Source organism: Bacillus sp. FSL K6-6540 (genome assembly GCF_038007545.1).
Window position 1 is genome coordinate 234,234 of sequence record NZ_JBBOXH010000001.1, and the last position, 16,042, is coordinate 250,275.

Sequence of the window (16,042 nt, forward strand, 5' to 3'; positions counted from 1 at the left end):
GTTCGGCTTCGACACTGCCTATCTCGGCATGACCCGGGCAGGGGAGTTGATTGCCGCTTTTTTCTCGTCGGCCATAGAACAAATCTACGGAGCGACCGAAGGCCACGGCACTGTAATTGCATACTTCTGTAGCATAAATTCGAAGGTTTTGTTCCTTATCCCCGCTTGGTCCCGACTGCTATGCTTGAGATGAAAAAGACCAAGAGGAGTGGGGCTATGTGAAAACATCCTGGATGAAACGGCAACAGTATCTCGGCTATCTGTTTATAGGGCCAAACATGGTCGGCGTGATGCTGTTTTTTATTGTGCCAGCCTTGTATTCGTTCTATCTCATGTTTACGGACTACAAATTTATGAGCTCGGACACGAAGTTCGTGGGTCTGGCCAACATTCAAAAAATGCTGGGCGACGAGGTCTTCTACATTTCGATCAAAAATACGCTGTTCTTTCTGTTATCCGTTCCTATATCGATCGGACTGGCTTTCATCGTCGCCGTGGTTCTGAACCGCTCGGTGTATTTAAAAAAGCTGCTCCGCGCCTTATATTTCATGCCTTACATCACCAGCGGCGTCGCCGTGGCTTTCGTATGGATGCTGCTGTTCCATCCGAATAACGGCCCGATCAACGGAATCCTCAAGTCGTTCGGGATAACCAATCCCCCGGGATGGCTGTCCACCATGGATTCCTCCATGTATGCCATCGACATCATCTGGATCTGGTTCATGCTCGGTTATAACATGATCATCTACCTGGCTGCGCTGCAGGAGGTCTCAACGGAGCTGCTGGAGGCTGCCAAAATCGACGGGGCCCGCGCCTGGCAAACGGTTCGCAGCATCCTGTGGCCGCTCGTCAGCCCCACGACCTTCCTGCTGCTTATTACCGGACTCATTATGACCATCAAGCAGTTCGGGATCATTCAAGCCATTACGCAAGGGGGCCCGGGCAACAGCACCACCGTGTTATCCCTGTTCATATACCAGAATGCCTTCCGCTACTACGAAATGGGTTATGCATCCGCGATCTCCTGGGCGCTGTTCTTGATCATCATGATCTTCACCGTCATTCAATGGATCGGCCAGAAGCGCTGGGTTCACTATTAAGGAGGAAGGACAATGACCAAAGCCTTATACACCAAAATAATCGTCACGCTCATTATGCTGTTCTTCAGCGTGGTTATGATCGTTCCTTTCCTCTGGATGATCAGCACCTCGTTCAAGATGCCGGCGGAAGTATTCCAGTACCCGATTAAGTGGATTCCCGCCCAATTCATGTGGGATCATCATGTGAAAGTGTGGACCGGAGCGAACAGCTTTGGCCACTACTACCTCAACTCGCTTAAAGTCGCCTTGATCAGCACCGTCGGCGCGGTATTGCTGTCCGCTTTAGCCGCTTACGGTTTTGCCCGGATCGAGTTCAAGGGACGGAATGCCATGTTCATGATCTATTTGTCGATGATGATGGTCCCTCCTCAGGTCCTGTTTGTGCCGAAGTTCATCATGTTCGACTGGGTCGGCATTTACAACACGCATTGGGCTCTGATATTACCGGGCGTATTCACGATATTCGGGGTGTTCATGATGCGGCAGTTCTTCCTCTCCGTACCGCATGAAATTTCGGAAGCTGCCTTTATCGACGGAGCAGGACATTTCCGCATTTTTTCCCGGATCATTCTGCCGATGGCGAAACCCTCGCTGGCCACGCTGGCCATTATCGATTTCTCCTGGCACTGGAACGATTACGAGAACGCCTTGGTATTCTTGATCGATCAGGATCTGTATACCGTTCCGCTGGGGCTGCAAAATTTCATTCTCGAAAATACGGTGGATTATAACGGTATGATGGCGGCGGCGACCGCAGGTATCATTCCGATGATTCTCGTATTCCTGATCGGTCAGAAATATATCATTCAGGGCGTGGCGAGCTCGGCTGTTAAAGGATAGCCCACAATCCATGTCCACAGATGAGCTGGACGAAAATGAAAGGAGAAGGAGCATGAGAAACGAAACGGAAGTAAGCGACATAACGGTGATTGGCGGCGGTTTGGCAGGGGTCTGCGCGGCGGTGGCGGCCGCCAGGCTCGGACAAAAGGTAGCGCTCGTACAGAACCGCCCGGTTCTGGGCGGCAACTCCAGCAGCGAGGTGCGCGTATGGGTATGCGGCGCGACGGCTCACGGGATCAACCGCTATGCCCGGGAAACCGGCATTATGGGCGAGATGTTCGTGGAGAACCAGTACCGGAATCCGGACGGCAATCCGTATCTATGGGATTTGATCGTGCTGGAGACCGTACGGGCCGAGCCCAACATCACCCTGTTCTTGAATACGGACGTGCATGAGGTAGAAGCGGACGGAGATTCTGACGCGCGGCAGATCCGTTCGGTTACCGGTTGGATGATGGGCTCGGAGCGGCGCATCCGGTTTGAGAGTCCCGTGTTCCTGGATTGCACGGGGGACGGGCTGGTCGGATTCCTGGCAGGAGCGAAATACCGGCTCGGGCGGGAAGCGCGCGATGAATACGGGGAAGAGTGGGCGCCGGAGACGGCGGACGATGTGACACTCGGCAGCACGCTGCTGTTCTACACGAAGGATGCCGGACATCCGATAAAATTCGTGCCGCCCGTCTTTGCCAAGGATATTACGCAGACGCCGATCCCGATCAAACGGGTCATCCGCAGCGGCGACTCGGGCTGCCATTACTGGTGGATCGAATGGGGCGGCGAGCTCGACACCGTGCATGACAATGAGCGGATCCGCGATGAGCTGTGGTCAGTCATATATGGCATATGGGACTATATCAAAAATTCCGGCAAATTCGATGCCGCCAATATGACGCTGGAGTGGGTCGGCGCCCAGCCGGGCAAGCGGGAATACCGCCGGTTTGTCGGCGACTATGTGCTTACGCAAAACGATATTATGGCCCAAGAGCCGTTCGAGGACCGGGTGGCCTTCGGCGGCTGGTCGATCGATCTGCATCCGCCGCAGGGCATGTACGCCGATGAGAGCGGCTCGAAGCATATGCACGCGGACGGGAATTACCATATCCCGTTCCGCAGCCTGTACTCGGCGAACGTGGCCAACCTGTTGTTCGCCGGGCGCAACATCAGCGCCACCCACGTGGCCTTCGGCACCACGCGGGTGATGGCGACCTGCGCCGTCCTGGGCGAAGCGGCCGGCACGGCTGCGGCGCTGTGCATCCAGCACGGCCTCTCCCCGCGCGAGCTGTCCCGCAGCCGGAGCGGGGAGCTTCAGCAGACGCTGCTGAAGCAGGATGCCTCCGTGCTCGGGGTTGCAAACCACGATCCGCTGGATCTGGCCCGAAGCGCCAAGGTCAGCGCATCGTCCCACCTGTCCAGGATCGCGATCGAGGAGGCGGAGGCACCTTACCCGCTGGAGCGGGACATTGCCGTGCTGATGCCGGCCGATCCGGGGCTGGCGGGCGAGGTGGCATGGCTGGTGGATGCGGAGCAGGAGACCGACATGACGGTGGAGGTTTGGAGCACGGGACGTCCGGAGAATTACGTGCCGGCCGCGTTAGAATTTCGCACCTCCGTCCGGATCATGCCGGGGCAGGGACAGTGGGTCCCCGTCCAGCTGGATTGGCAGCCGGCGGAGCCGCAGAACGCCTTTATCATCGTGCGCAAAAATCCGGATCTGACGCTGTATTTGTCGTCCAAGCCGATGAGCGGGCTGCTTGCCTTCGAACGGGGGACGCCAGCCCGCGTCTCCAAGGAGTTGGAAGACCATGATGACAGCCAGCCGGTGGTGGAGTGGAGCATGAAGGGGCTGGTCCGCAAGCTGTTCTGCCTGCGGTCGGCGATCGGTTCAAGGGCGTATCATCCGGAGCATGTCATTGATGGATACAAGCGCCCTTACGGCGGTCCGCATATGTGGGTATCGGAGCGAATCGCAGACGGGGAGACGCCTTGGTTGAAGCTGGAGTGGAAGGAAGTGCAGTCGGTCCGCGAGATTCACCTGATCTTCAACGATGATGTCAACGAGGATCTGATCAATCTGCATCATCATCGTACGCCGTTCGACATCATCCCTGAGCTGGTCCGTGCCTACAGACTAGAAGCGCTGGATTCGGAAGGGAAGTGGATCACCCTTGCCTCGGAGGCGTTGAACCGCCGCCGGAGAACTGTCCACCGTTTGGAGGAGCCCGTTCCATGCGCGGCGCTTCGATTGGTGGTGGAGCGCACGAACGGCTCTGATTATGCCGAGGTTATTGAAGTGAGGGCTTACGGTTAGTTTTTCAAAGCTAAACAGCTGCTTGTGTGTATTCAACAGGTACCAGCCTGGACAGGATTTGATGAGCAGCAGGCTTATATCTGCTAAACCGTTAGTCAATACAAACGAAGCAAAGGCAGCCGTTCATCCGGCTGCCTTGTTCAGTTGCGAATGTCGGCGGAAGATCGTCAGTTGTGCTGCAGCATCTCCAAAAATGCCCCTGCTGCCAGCGAAGGCGACTGGTGCTTCCGAACGGCGACGCCGATATATCGATCCGGTAACCGAGTATCTGTTCGAAGCTCCAGCAAGGAACCGTCCGCGATGCGGGACGAGACAAAGGCCCGTGGCAAGAAGGCTGTTCCATAACCGCGCTCGGCAAATTCCGCTAACATGTCTAGGCTGTTCAACTCGAAATCAGCTTCCGCTTCCACCCCTTGCGATCGGAACCACCCTTCGATGAAGGACCGCGTCGAGCTGCCAGGGGATAGCAACAAGAGGGGAAGCTCCGTCAATTCTTCCGTCCGTAGAGGCCTGCGAGCCCAATCTGCGAAGGCCGTTCCAACCACGGCGCAATAAGGCGAAGTACGGGAGTCGATGATATGGATTTCCTCGTCCGATACGGGAAGGTGAACAAAGCCGAGATCCAACGAGCCTTTCTTTAAGCGCTCCACGATGCTGCTGGTTTGCTCCTGTGACAGCTGGATGCGGATGTCGGGATAGCGGGCATGGAATCGGTCGAGCAAGGAGAGGAGAAAGTCCTTAACGATAGCCCCGTTCGCGCCGATCCTCAGCCTGCCTTCGCCGAACTGCTTCAGCTTCTTCAAGCGGCGCTCGGCTGAATCGAGTTCGTCGAAGGCTTGCCGGACATGCTGATACAGGGCTTGGCCTTCTTGCGTCAGGCGGACGCCCTTGGATAATCGGTCGAACAGGCCCACGCCGAGCGCTTCTTCCAGCTGTTTGATGGCATAACTCACAGAAGGCTGCGTCATATGGAGGTTTTGAGCGGCTTTCGTTAAATTGGACGTCTCGGCGGCATGCAGAAACACCCGATACCATTCGGTGTTGGCGATCATTTGTCATCAATCCTCTCTATGGCATCTCTACGATATTACGATTTCATTTATTTCAACTATACCCTTAAACTAAATGAAAAGGAATCGAAAGTATTCGGGAGGTAGGGACATGGCAGGAAGTACGTTTGGAGAACGATTGAAAATGACTACGTTCGGGGAATCGCACGGAGAAGCAGTCGGCGTCATTTTGGAGGGCGTCACGCCTGGCGTTGAGCTGGATGAGGCCTACATCCAGATTCAGATGGATCGCAGAAGGCCGGGGCAATCCTCCGTTACGACTCCCCGCAAGGAATACGATAAGATCCGCATTGTATCCGGGCTATTCGAGGGGAAAACCACGGGCACGCCACTGTGCATCATGCTGAACAACACCGACATGCGCCCGTCGGCATACGACACCATCAAATCGGCCTATCGGCCCGGGCACGCGGATTTCACTTATGAGAAAAAATACGGGATACGCGACTATCGAGGAAGCGGAAGAGCTTCGGGAAGGGAGACGGCTGCGCGAGTGGCTGCCGGTGCCGTGGCGCGCAAGCTTCTGGAACGTCGGGGGGTCTCGATCCTGGCCTATACGACTGAGATCGGCGGCATCCGGTGCGAGCAATTCGACGTCGATGCCATCGAACGCAATGCTGTACGGGCATGTGATCCTGAAGCGGCCGTTCGCATGATCGAGAGGATAGAACGACTGGCCGAAGAGGGCGACAGCTGCGGGGGAATCGTCGAATGCCGTATCAGCGGAATCGCTGCGGGATTGGGAGAACCCGTATTCGACAAGCTTGACGCTGAGCTGGCGAAGGCGATGTTGTCCGTGGGAGCGATTAAGGGCATCGAATTCGGGACGGGCTTCCAAGCCGCCTCCATGCGGGGAAGCGAACATAACGACCAGATGGACGCGGAGGGGTTTCGGACGAACCATGCCGGCGGGATCATCGGCGGTATCAGCACCGGGGCGGACATCGTGTTCCGAGTCGTCGTCAAGCCGACTTCCTCCATTTCGATTCCCCAACGGACAGTCGATGTGGAGGGTAATGAACGGGAGATAACGACGATCGGCAGGCACGATCCATGTATCTGCCCCCGTGTCGTACCCGTGATCGAAGCGATGGCTTGCATGGTCATCGAGGATCATTACAAGCGTCAAGCCGCTTTGCATGACGAATAGCAATGAACGGCATACGGCAAAAAAACCGGAAGCAGTCTGCTTCCGGTTTTGTATTTGAAGATCTAATGCGGCGCTCAGGTCCCAAGGGGGCTGGGGAGCTGAAATCGCATTAAACCAGGGTTTGCAAGGATTCCGGCGTGAATGGGGCAAGCTCGTCGAAACGCCCGTCTCGAACCTTGGCAGCCCACTCTGGATCCGCCAGCAGAGCACGGCCGACGGCAACCAGGTCAAATTCATGTTCCTCAAGACGATTCAGGAGCTCTTCGAGGTCTCTTTGGCCGGCACCCTTACCTTGTGTAAAGAGGCTGGTGAATACTTCATCAAGACCGACGGAACCGACGGTGATGACCGTTTTTCCAGTCAGCTTTTTGGCCCATCCAGCAAAGTTCAAGTCAGAGCCTTCAAATTCAGGCTCCCAGAAGCGGCGGGTCGAGCAGTGGAATATGTCCACGCCAGCGTCTGACAGCGCGGTTAACAACTGCCCCAGCTTTTCAGGCGTATCCGCCAGCTTTGCTTCATATTGGGTCGTCTTCCATTGGGATAGACGGATGGCAACAGGGAAGTCAGGACCCACCGCTTGACGGACTGCCTTTACGACTTCGATCGCAAAGCGGGCACGCTTCAGCATGTCGCCTCCGTATTCATCGGTACGCCGGTTCGTTCTTTCCCAGAGGAATTGGTCGATCAGGTAACCGTGGGCACCATGGATTTCTACGCCGTCAAAGCCAAGGCGTTTGGCATTCGCGGCTGCATCGGCATAAGCTTGAATCACCTGCTCGATTTCATCCTTGGTCATGGGTTGCGTGACGAGGTTACCGTCCAGGTCAAGTCCGGATGGCCCGATCGGAAGTGCCTCCGGATTTGGCTCGGCACCTAGCGGTCTTGTCATGCCGATGTGCCAAATTTGCGGCATGATTTTACCGTCGGCTTCATGGACCTGACGGACCACCTCGGCCCAGCCGTTCAATGCGGCCTCTCCATGGAAATTAGGCACATTGGGGTTATCGGTGGCCGCCGGGTGGTTAATCAGCGTTCCTTCGGTAATGATCAAACCAACGCCGTTCTCCGCACGCCGGCGGTAGTAAGCGGCCACATCCGGGCCCGGAACGCCATTCGGGGAGAAGCCTCGGGTCATGGGAGCCATCACCACGCGGGAAGGCAGGGTAAGGTTGCCGATGGTATAGGGCTCGAATAGGGATGCAGCAGATCGGACACTTTGATTTTGGTTGCTCATGTATGGAATCCTCCAATATGTTTAATATGCTTTTCTGTATTTTCATAAAAATAGATATATATGATAAAAAGAAAGAGCTTTTAAGCTTAATCTTCAGGTTGATTTCTTTTTAAGCCTAAAGCTCTTCCTTGAGTTGTTCGATAAAACGCTTAATGCCCTCCTCATTACGTCTGTAATATGTCCACTGGCCCGCTCGATGGGATTCCAGGAGACCAGCCTTTTGCAATTTGACGAGGTAGCCAGAAACGACCGACTGAGCGAGTCCTGTTTTTTCTGAAATGGAGCCCACGCAGATACCGCCATGAAAATCACATTTGGAAGGCATGTGATCCTGCGGATCAAAATGTTCTTCCGGGTGCTTCAGCCACTCCAGGATTTTGAACCGAGACTCGTTTGATAGTGCTTTAATGGTTTGTAAGGTATCCATATGCTCATTATATCTATTTTTATAGAAATGTAAATATGTTTTTTTGAAGGTTTTGTCTTCGGTAAGGTTTGACGTTTAGGGGCAAACATAAACGTGATGGATCCCTGAACCTTTTTACGGCTTGGGGATCCATCCTATGTAGGTACCTATGTATTCACTCTTTTTTTTATTCTTTGAAGGCCAGACCCTTCTCGGCCAAAGCGGCGCGCAATACTCCGATCGCCTTTGGACCAACTCCGTGAAGCGCAAGCAGTTCTTTCTCCGTCGCCCGGGTAAGATCGGCAAGCCGATGATAGCCGGCAACGATCAGGGCTCGCCGTGCCGGATTGCCGGCTTTAACGGGAAAGTCGCTCTCGGCCGCAGCTGCAGGGGGGGTGTCACGCATGGAAATCCCTCACTTTTTCGGTTATTTGTCAAAAGAGCCATGGACTTCCGTGGATGAGTCGATGGCTGAGATTAAGCGTGCATAAAACAATCAGTAAGATTATGTTACAGAACGGCTTGGCTGTAAAGAGTTAATCCGATCTTCATTGCGAAAAGTAAACGATTCATGAAGGGTTCAGATAATCTTCATAAATCTATTGACATTATTAATGAGAATGATTATCATTGTGCTGAGTATTGATAATGATAATTGTTCTCAATAATTATTATTAATAAACAATATCTACAATACATAGAGGGTATAGGGGGAGAAATTCAATGCGGAGTATGAAGGGTCTGGTATTTATTGTATTGATTTTTGCTGTGGTTTTAGCCGGTTGCGGCGGGGGTGCGGCATCCAATGAAGGAAGCGGCTCCACGGCAGGGCAGAATTCTGATCAGGGGGCCGCACAAGGCGGGGATAAAACCGAGGCCACGCCGGAGACCCGAACCATCAAGCACGCGATGGGCGAAACGAAAATTACGGGCGTTCCGAAGCGCGTGGTGGCGCTGGAATGGCTTTATGCAGAAGATGTTCTTGCGCTGGGTGTTCAGCCTGTCGGCATTGCAGACATCGAAGGGATGAAACAGTGGGTGAACATTCCGGTGGAGATCGGTTCGGACGTAACCGATGTCGGCACTCGCCAAGAGCCGAATTTGGAGCTTATCGCTTCCTTGAAGCCGGACCTGATCATCGGTTTGAAATCCAATCTTGAAGCCGGTTTTGAAACTTACAACAGCATCGCGCCAACATTGGTGTTTGATCCTTATCCGGCTGAGGGACAAGGGGATCAGTATGAAGAGATGATCAATACCTTTAATACGATTGCTGACGTGCTTGATAAAAAAAACGAAGCCGCAAACGTGCTTAGCAATTTGGATCAAACCTATGCCGATGCCAAAGCCAAGCTTGAAGCTGCGGGCATGATGGAAAAACCGTTTGCGTTGGCGATGGGGTACAGCAACCAGAATGCGGCGGTATTCCGAATATCGACGGATAATTCCCTGGCCGTAAAAATTCTTGAGCACATCGGGCTGACCAACGCCCATAAGCCAGGTCAATTTGAAGTCTACGGATTCACCACTGCGGACGTCGAGGCGCTGCCGGCTCTTCAGGACGCGAATTTCCTGCATATTATCCAGGACAGTGATAACATCATCGAGAATCAATTGAAGGACAATCCGGTTTGGAAAGGCCTGAACTTTGTTAAAGAAGACCGCGTGTATGCACTTGGCGGTGACATGTGGCCTTACGGCGGCCCGTTGTCTGCCCAGACCATGGCTCAAAAGACAGCTGACCTGCTCACGCAATGAGTTTCGGCGAGAAACCAGCTCAAGGCTCCACGCCGGTGAGCATCCATCCGGCCCCGCCTGTTGCCTCAGGTAGGGGCTGGAAGCCGTTATGGATGCTGGCTGGAGGCCTTGCGGCACTGCTATTTCTTACGTTTATCAGCTTAACGCAAGGGCTTGCGGATATATCGGTCAAAACGGTTGTGCAGGCGCTGGTGTCTCCGCAGGATATTGCAGATCACCATCTGATCCGCAGCGTGCGCCTTCCGCGAACGGTCATGGGCCTGCTGGCGGGCGCGGCCTTGGCGGTGTCCGGCGTGCTCATGCAAACCGTAACGCGCAATCCGCTTGCCTCGGAAACGACGCTTGGCGTGAATGCGGGCGCTTATTTGGCTGTCGTGGCCGGGATGATCTTCTGGCCGGGATTGCTGCACCAATATGCTCTTCCATTGGCAGTGGCAGGCGGAACGCTGGCGGCTGTAGCCGTCTATGCGCTGGCTGGCAGGACACAGGGCTCTCCCTTGCGGATTGCATTGTCCGGCATGATCGTTACCCTGGTCCTATCGTCCGTCACGAGTGCGCTGCTGCTGTTGAATCAGCAGACAACACAGGGGATTTTACTGTGGGGTTCGGGCTCGCTGATCCAGAACGATTGGGATGGCGTAGCTTTTTCATGGCCATGGATCATTGGCGGGTTAGTCGTGTTATGCATGGCGGTACGCCAATGGGATATCCTCACGCTCAATGAGGAATCGGCGCGCTCCCTCGGCCAAAAAGTCGGCACCACCCGCTTGCTTGCCATGGGGGCAGCTATCGTGCTGGCCTGCGTGACCGTGAGCGTTGTCGGTCCGATCGGTTTTATCGGGTTGATTGCTCCCCATTTGGTCCGCTTGTCCGGCGTAGTCCGGCATGCAGGGTTGATTCCGCTGGCCGCGTTATGGGGCTCTGCTCTGCTTGTCGGGGCCGACACGGTGGCCAGGATGTTCGTGAACGCCTACGGGGAGCTTCCGGTCGGAGCCATTACGGCCATGCTCGGTGCCCCTTGCCTGATCTGGCTTGCGCTTCGGGTATCCCGCTCGTTGATCGGGGGACGCGGAGCTTCAGGGGGATCAATGATGGCCAGCACAAGCCTGCGCCGGATTCCGTATCCGGTCCTGGTTGCGCTGCTCAGCGTGCTGCTGGTTTTCGTCTGGGTGTTCAGCCTGGTGAGCGGCAGCTTGCGCATCCCCTTTACGGAAGTGGTGGCCGTGCTTACCGGAGGCGGCGAGGCGATGTATCGCCAGATTCTGCTGGACTTCCGCCTGCCAAGGCTGCTCACGGCCGGCCTATCCGGCATAGCGCTGGCCGTCAGCGGAAGCCTGCTGCAGAATGCGGTCCGCAACCCGCTGGGAGATCCCCAGGTGATCGGGGTAACCAGCGGGGCCGGAGCCGGGGCGCTGCTGCTGATGGTAGGCTTCCCGCAATTGTCGGCCGGCTGGGTACCGGTCGGAGCGGTTCTTGGAGGGATGGCCGCGGCCGCTTTAGTATACGCGGTATCCTGGAGGAGAGGGCTTCATCCGACGATTCTTACGCTGGTCGGCATCGCCGTCGCCGCGCTGGGTTCGGCCATCATCAATTTGATGATTGTCCATGCGAAGGTCGACGTTGCGCCCGCTTTATCCTGGATGGCGGGGAGTACCTATAACCGGGGCTGGACGGAGGTGCAGCGGATTGTTCCGGCGATCCTCATCCTGCTGCCTTTGGCGGCATGGCTCGGACGGAAGGTGGATCTGCTGACGTTTAACGAAGAAAGCTCCACCGGACTTGGACTGAATGTGCGGAATACCCGGATGTATGTCGCCATCATTGCAGTGCTGCTGGCTTCCATCGCTGCCGCGAACGTCGGCTCGGTCGGCTTTATCGGGCTGCTTGCGCCGCATGCCGCCAGAATGCTGGTCGGTGCCCGTCACCGGCAATCGATGGTGATTGCGGCGCTGCTCGGCGGAATTCTGCTGGCTGGGGCAGACTGGATCGGCAGGGTGGTCATCATTCCGAAGGAGCTGCCTTCGGGTATCGTTACCGCGCTCCTGGGAGCACCGTATCTGTTATATTTAATGGGGAAATCCAATAAACTGAAGAAGAAATAAACCGTTAGGATTGTAATAGCGAAAAAGGCTATTCCATCGTCGCCAAGGGGTGACATGGAATAGCCTTTTTGCGCAACGAGGGCTGGAGGACCGGACCATAATCATGGGATCAGTAGCGCTGTGAAGCCAACCTGACGTCCGTGCCAGGCGTCGTGGCGTTTCAGCATTTAGGCTTCCGTGTACCGCACAAACGACAGGATGATATCCTGCGGATGATCACCGAAGCCCGAACCGTATAGATTCAGTCCGTTTGGATATTCCGCGTCTTTTTTCACCTCAAAGCGGACGCGGATCGGCCGGTTAAAGGCAAGGTCCAGCGAATCGATGGTCGTGGTACTGGACGCATGGCCGTCGACCTGGCTGCCTTGTTTGGTTACGCGCCATTCCGTCAGCATGCCGTACTCGCTGCCGCTCCTCCATTTATCCGGGGTGAGCTTCCCTTTGCGGTCGCCAAAATCACCGGGGCTTCTCCAAGTGCCTACCGAAAGATCGTTGATGCTGACGGTGATGTCGGACGGCCATTCCTGCTGGAAGGAAGGCGCCTCGGAGCTTAGTTCCGCGCGGATGCGCAGCTCATCGAGGGCCGCACCGGGCGGCATGGGGTTCGCAAAATAATATTCGATGTATCCCGCCCCCGAGAACCAGAGGAGCGCAGCCTCCGTTCGTTCCGGCATGTAAAAGGCGCGCGGATCGTCAGGCGATCCGATCAGCGAGCCGTCCCGAGCCGCCATGCCGCACGTAGGCTCGATGAAGCAGTGGGAAAACATGCCGATCGGCATGTGGATTTCTTCCGTGCGCTGCAGCCCTTCGCCCGGCTTCGAGGGCAGCTCGAGAAGAATGGAGCGGCAGGTGACGGCGCAGATTTTTTCCCGATTCGCACCTTGCGAAGAGACGATCAGCTCCGCTTGCTCCAGCATTTGGACATTAATGGACACCGTAGGCTGGGCAATCCCCAGCGCCTCCGCCAACTGACCGACGCTCATCGGTTTATCGCCGAGCGCTTCAAGGATGCGGACCCGGACATCGCTGGATAGGGCTTTGGCGACTTCCACGATCCGGGATGCCGGATAACGGTTGGTTTCCAGCTTCGATTCGTTCATAATTCCCTTCCTTTTCTGAAGCGTTATAGTGACTCCAAGTGTACAACAAATTTATTATATTGTAAAAATATAATGTACATTGCAATAATTATATATAGATGCTAGAATAGGGGCAAATTCAGAACAAGGAAAGGTTGTGTTCGCTTCATGAAGACTCCTGTGGCAGCGCCCACCCGTACGGACATTCCACGTCCCGAGTATCCGAGACCGGATTTTGAACGAAAAGACTGGCTGAACTTGAATGGGCCGTGGTCATTCACGCTCGAGACCGGCAGCGCTTTAGAGCAAGACGGCGTGGGCTCGGAACAGTTGCAAGGGGGAGACGCCGGCCTTTTTGATTCGGAGATCACGGTGCCGTTCTCGTGGGTCAGTCCCTTATCCGGCATTGCACGAGACGAGAAGGGAGTCGGCTGGTATCGCCGATCCGTGAATTGGGAGCCGGCCGAGAAGCAATCGCGGATCTTCCTGCGATTCGGTGCCGTGGATTATTTGTGCGACGTATGGGTCAACGGCAAGCATGTCGGCTCGCATCAAGGCGGATACGGAACCTTCGAGTTTGAGGTGACAACCGTTTGGAATACGGAACAAGACAATATTCTCGTGGTTCGTGCCGAGGATTACGACCATAACTACCAAGCCCGCGGGAAACAGGGGTACGGCGAGATCAGAGGGATTTGGCAGCCGGTTTGGCTGGAGGCCCGGCCGCAAACCTACTTGGAGCTAGCAACTTTTACGACTTCTATGGACGGCCGCATCGAATTGAAGTCCAAAATCCAGGCGCAGGAAGCAGGCACCGTAACACTCGGGCTCTCGTTCGCTGGGGGCTCGATCACCCATCAGGCGGAGTGGGAGCTGCAAGAAGGCGCGAATGAACGGATAACGGTGTTCCAGGTCGACGATCCGCAGCTTTGGAGTCCCGAAACCCCGCATTTATACGAGGGGGAGCTGCGCCTGGCGGGTTCGGCCGGCGAGGATGTCGTTCATACTTATTTTGGGATACGCGAGATCGGGACGGCGAAGTTCGACGGCCGGGATTACCGCTGGATTACGTTGAACGGGAAGCCGGTATATTTAAACGGAACGCTGGACCAGTCTTACCATCAGACGGGATTCTTCACTTACCCGACGGATACGGAGATGCGGGACGAGATTTACCTGATGAAACGGCTCGGGCTGAACTTCGTGCGGATTCATATTAAGCCGGAGGAGCCCCGCAAGCTGTATTGGGCGGATAAACTCGGGATTCTGGTGATGGAGGATATGCCGTGCTTCTGGGGCAACCCGGACGAGACGGCGCGTTCCGCCTATGAGCGCGAGGCGCTGGAAGTGATTGAACGGGACCGGAATCATCCGTCGATTTTTTCGTGGGTTATGTTTAACGAAACTTGGGGACTTCGCACGGATAGCGAGGCTGCCGGCCTTACAGGCGGCGAAGGACAGCAACATTATTATCTCCCGGAGACGCAGGAGTGGGTGCGGGAGAAGTACCGCTGGGCCAAGAGTGTTGACCCTACCCGGATCGTGGAGGACAATTCGCCATGCAATTATGATCATGTGGAGACAGATATCAACACTTGGCATTTTTATATCAACGGTTATGAACCGCTGCGTAATCATATCGAGGAAATTGTACAGAAGACGTATCCGGGATCGGAGCATAACTACATCGGCGGCAACCAGCAAGGCGATGCTCCGCTCATGAACAGCGAATGCGGAAATGTGTGGGGAATCGACGGGGGAGCCGGGGACAGCGACCTCGCGTGGCATTACCGTTACATGCTGAACGAATTCCGCCGCCATGATAAGCTGTGCGGTTTCGTGTTCACGGAATTCCGCGACGTCACGAACGAGTTCAACGGTTATTATCGGCTGGATGGGACGGACAAAAAATTCGGGTACGAGGATTTTGTCCCGGGCATGACAATCGCCGATCTGCATACGCCGGACTTTATCGTGATCGACGCACCGCCTTGCCAGACGCTGGACCAAGGGGCTGAGAAGACCATACCGCTGCTGCGTTCCAGTTATTCGGATCAATATCACGGGCAGAAGCTGACCGTTGCCTGGGAATTATCCTATGACCGGCTTGGCACGAAGGTCGTGGCGGATCAAGGAACCCTGGAAGTGGCATGGGACGGCTACGGCGTGGCGCCGCTGACCGAATTGCAGCTTCGCATGCCGGAGACCGATGCGGTCGCGATCCTCGGTGTTCGTCTTCTGAATGCAGGAGGCGTCGTCGTAACGCGTAACTTTACGACGTTTGATGTGCGTGGTGCAGAGGAACAAGGGAACGATGGAGCGGATTTCACTAGCTTAAGCATTCCCGTCAACTCGTTCCGTGAGCAAAGCTTTGCCTACATGTGGGAGGCGCTTCTAGGCTCCAAAGTAAACGGCGGCGGTGAAGGGCGGTTCGTCTATGACGTGCAGCTGCCGGACCGTAATGAACAGCCGCTGATCCGCGATATCGACATTGTTTTCGAGGCAGGCGCGAAGCGCTTATTGGCAAGAAATATCGAGGGCGCGCGGCATCGCGCTCACGGAATCGACTTTATGCACGGGGCGTCGGCGGATGTGGAATATAATCCAAGCACCTATTATATGACGGATGAAGAGCTGCATGAATCCCGTGTATCGGTGTGGGTGGACGATGTCAAAATCGGCGAGGCCGTACTCGCGGATGACCCTGCCGACAGCCGGGGCGTGCTGTCGTGGCACTATCAGCCGGTTCATAACCTTCTGGAAGAGGCCGGTTCGTACGGTTACCTGTGCCAGGCGCAGGTGCCGGGCAGACTCGCGGCAGAGCTGGACCGCAAGCGGAGCTTCCGTCTGGAGCTGCGCACCGAGGAGGGCGGCATCAGTCTGTATGGCCGGAATGCGGGCCGCTATCCGATCGATTTGCTGGTGCGGTGCCGGTGATATAAGAAAAGTTGATGAATGATCAGTTTCGAATTTAAAGGTGGGGAATATGGGAGGG

12 protein-coding genes are annotated in these 16,042 nt (G+C 55.5%); 7 read left to right on the top strand and 5 right to left on the bottom strand.

Annotation, left to right across the window (positions count from 1 at the left end; all coding sequences use genetic code 11):
* Positions 1-218 precede the first annotated feature (218 nt).
* From MHH82_RS01130 to MHH82_RS01140, 3 genes are read left to right on the top strand one after another with little or no spacing between them, the layout of a single operon-like run.
* Positions 219-1,100, top strand: coding sequence for a carbohydrate ABC transporter permease (locus tag MHH82_RS01130; RefSeq protein ID WP_009593631.1), 882 nt, complete (start codon positions 219-221; stop codon positions 1,098-1,100).
* Between the two features lie 12 nt (positions 1,101-1,112).
* Positions 1,113-1,940 (top strand): carbohydrate ABC transporter permease, encoded by an 828-nt coding sequence (locus MHH82_RS01135; RefSeq protein WP_340962616.1) that lies wholly within the window; start codon positions 1,113-1,115, stop codon positions 1,938-1,940.
* A gap of 52 nt (positions 1,941-1,992) precedes the next feature.
* On the top strand, positions 1,993-4,248 hold the full coding sequence (locus MHH82_RS01140) for an FAD-dependent oxidoreductase (RefSeq protein ID WP_340962618.1): 2,256 nt from the start codon (positions 1,993-1,995) through the stop codon (positions 4,246-4,248).
* 167 nt (positions 4,249-4,415) lie between these two features.
* On the opposite strand, the gene MHH82_RS01145 is transcribed toward MHH82_RS01140, so the two are convergent.
* Positions 4,416-5,300, bottom strand: a complete 885-nt coding sequence (locus MHH82_RS01145) for a LysR family transcriptional regulator (RefSeq protein ID WP_340962620.1) — start codon at positions 5,298-5,300, stop codon at positions 4,416-4,418.
* 109 nt (positions 5,301-5,409) lie between these two features.
* Between MHH82_RS01145 and aroC the strand changes: the two genes are divergently transcribed.
* Positions 5,410-6,468: a chorismate synthase gene (aroC, locus tag MHH82_RS01150; protein ID WP_036664916.1), complete on the top strand. Its 1,059-nt coding sequence runs from the start codon at positions 5,410-5,412 to the stop codon at positions 6,466-6,468.
* Between the two features lie 109 nt (positions 6,469-6,577).
* On the opposite strand, the gene MHH82_RS01155 is transcribed toward aroC, so the two are convergent.
* The 3 genes from MHH82_RS01155 to MHH82_RS01165 all read right to left on the bottom strand — a co-directional run bounded on the left by MHH82_RS01155 (position 6,578) and on the right by MHH82_RS01165 (position 8,514).
* A complete protein-coding gene (locus MHH82_RS01155) occupies positions 6,578-7,702 on the bottom strand; it encodes an NADH:flavin oxidoreductase (protein WP_340962625.1) in 1,125 nt (374 codons plus the stop codon).
* 115 nt (positions 7,703-7,817) lie between these two features.
* The gene (locus MHH82_RS01160; protein ID WP_009590170.1) at positions 7,818-8,129 is read right to left on the bottom strand and encodes an ArsR/SmtB family transcription factor; all 312 of its coding nucleotides are present in this window, start codon (positions 8,127-8,129) and stop codon (positions 7,818-7,820) included.
* Between the two features lie 166 nt (positions 8,130-8,295).
* On the bottom strand, positions 8,296-8,514 hold the full coding sequence (locus MHH82_RS01165) for a DNA-binding protein (protein ID WP_036664913.1): 219 nt from the start codon (positions 8,512-8,514) through the stop codon (positions 8,296-8,298).
* A gap of 317 nt (positions 8,515-8,831) precedes the next feature.
* Here MHH82_RS01165 and MHH82_RS01170 point away from each other — a divergent pair, with 317 nt between their 5' ends.
* Together MHH82_RS01170 and fhuB are read left to right on the top strand one after the other, a co-directional pair.
* Positions 8,832-9,866 carry an ABC transporter substrate-binding protein gene (locus MHH82_RS01170; protein WP_340962629.1) on the top strand — a complete coding sequence of 345 codons (1,035 nt, stop codon included), beginning with the start codon at positions 8,832-8,834 and terminating at the stop codon, positions 9,864-9,866.
* Entirely contained in the window at positions 9,863-11,968 is a 2,106-nt protein-coding gene (fhuB, locus tag MHH82_RS01175) for a Fe(3+)-hydroxamate ABC transporter permease FhuB (protein WP_340962631.1), read from the top strand. The genes MHH82_RS01170 and fhuB overlap by 4 nt, the downstream gene beginning before the upstream one ends.
* 167 nt (positions 11,969-12,135) lie before the next feature.
* On the opposite strand, the gene MHH82_RS01180 is transcribed toward fhuB, so the two are convergent.
* Entirely contained in the window at positions 12,136-13,068 is a 933-nt protein-coding gene (locus tag MHH82_RS01180; RefSeq protein WP_340962633.1) for an ArsR/SmtB family transcription factor, read from the bottom strand.
* 147 nt (positions 13,069-13,215) lie between these two features.
* On the opposite strand from MHH82_RS01180, the gene MHH82_RS01185 reads away from it, so the two are divergent.
* Positions 13,216-15,984 carry a glycoside hydrolase family 2 protein gene (locus MHH82_RS01185; RefSeq protein WP_251500169.1) on the top strand — a complete coding sequence of 923 codons (2,769 nt, stop codon included), beginning with the start codon at positions 13,216-13,218 and terminating at the stop codon, positions 15,982-15,984.
* The last annotated feature ends 58 nt before the right edge of the window (positions 15,985-16,042 follow it).

Coding starts and splice junctions, on each gene's coding strand:
- MHH82_RS01135 (WP_340962616.1), top strand. CDS start 1,113: ATGACCAAAGCCTTATACACCAAAATAATCGTCACGCTCATTATGCTG.
- MHH82_RS01140 (WP_340962618.1), top strand. CDS start 1,993: ATGAGAAACGAAACGGAAGTAAGCGACATAACGGTGATTGGCGGCGGT.
- MHH82_RS01145 (WP_340962620.1), bottom strand. CDS start 5,300: ATGATCGCCAACACCGAATGGTATCGGGTGTTTCTGCATGCCGCCGAG.
- aroC (WP_036664916.1), top strand. CDS start 5,410: ATGGCAGGAAGTACGTTTGGAGAACGATTGAAAATGACTACGTTCGGG.
- MHH82_RS01155 (WP_340962625.1), bottom strand. CDS start 7,702: ATGAGCAACCAAAATCAAAGTGTCCGATCTGCTGCATCCCTATTCGAG.
- MHH82_RS01160 (WP_009590170.1), bottom strand. CDS start 8,129: ATGGATACCTTACAAACCATTAAAGCACTATCAAACGAGTCTCGGTTC.
- MHH82_RS01165 (WP_036664913.1), bottom strand. CDS start 8,514: ATGCGTGACACCCCCCCTGCAGCTGCGGCCGAGAGCGACTTTCCCGTT.
- MHH82_RS01170 (WP_340962629.1), top strand. CDS start 8,832: ATGCGGAGTATGAAGGGTCTGGTATTTATTGTATTGATTTTTGCTGTG.
- fhuB (WP_340962631.1), top strand. CDS start 9,863: ATGAGTTTCGGCGAGAAACCAGCTCAAGGCTCCACGCCGGTGAGCATC.
- MHH82_RS01180 (WP_340962633.1), bottom strand. CDS start 13,068: ATGAACGAATCGAAGCTGGAAACCAACCGTTATCCGGCATCCCGGATC.
- MHH82_RS01185 (WP_251500169.1), top strand. CDS start 13,216: ATGAAGACTCCTGTGGCAGCGCCCACCCGTACGGACATTCCACGTCCC.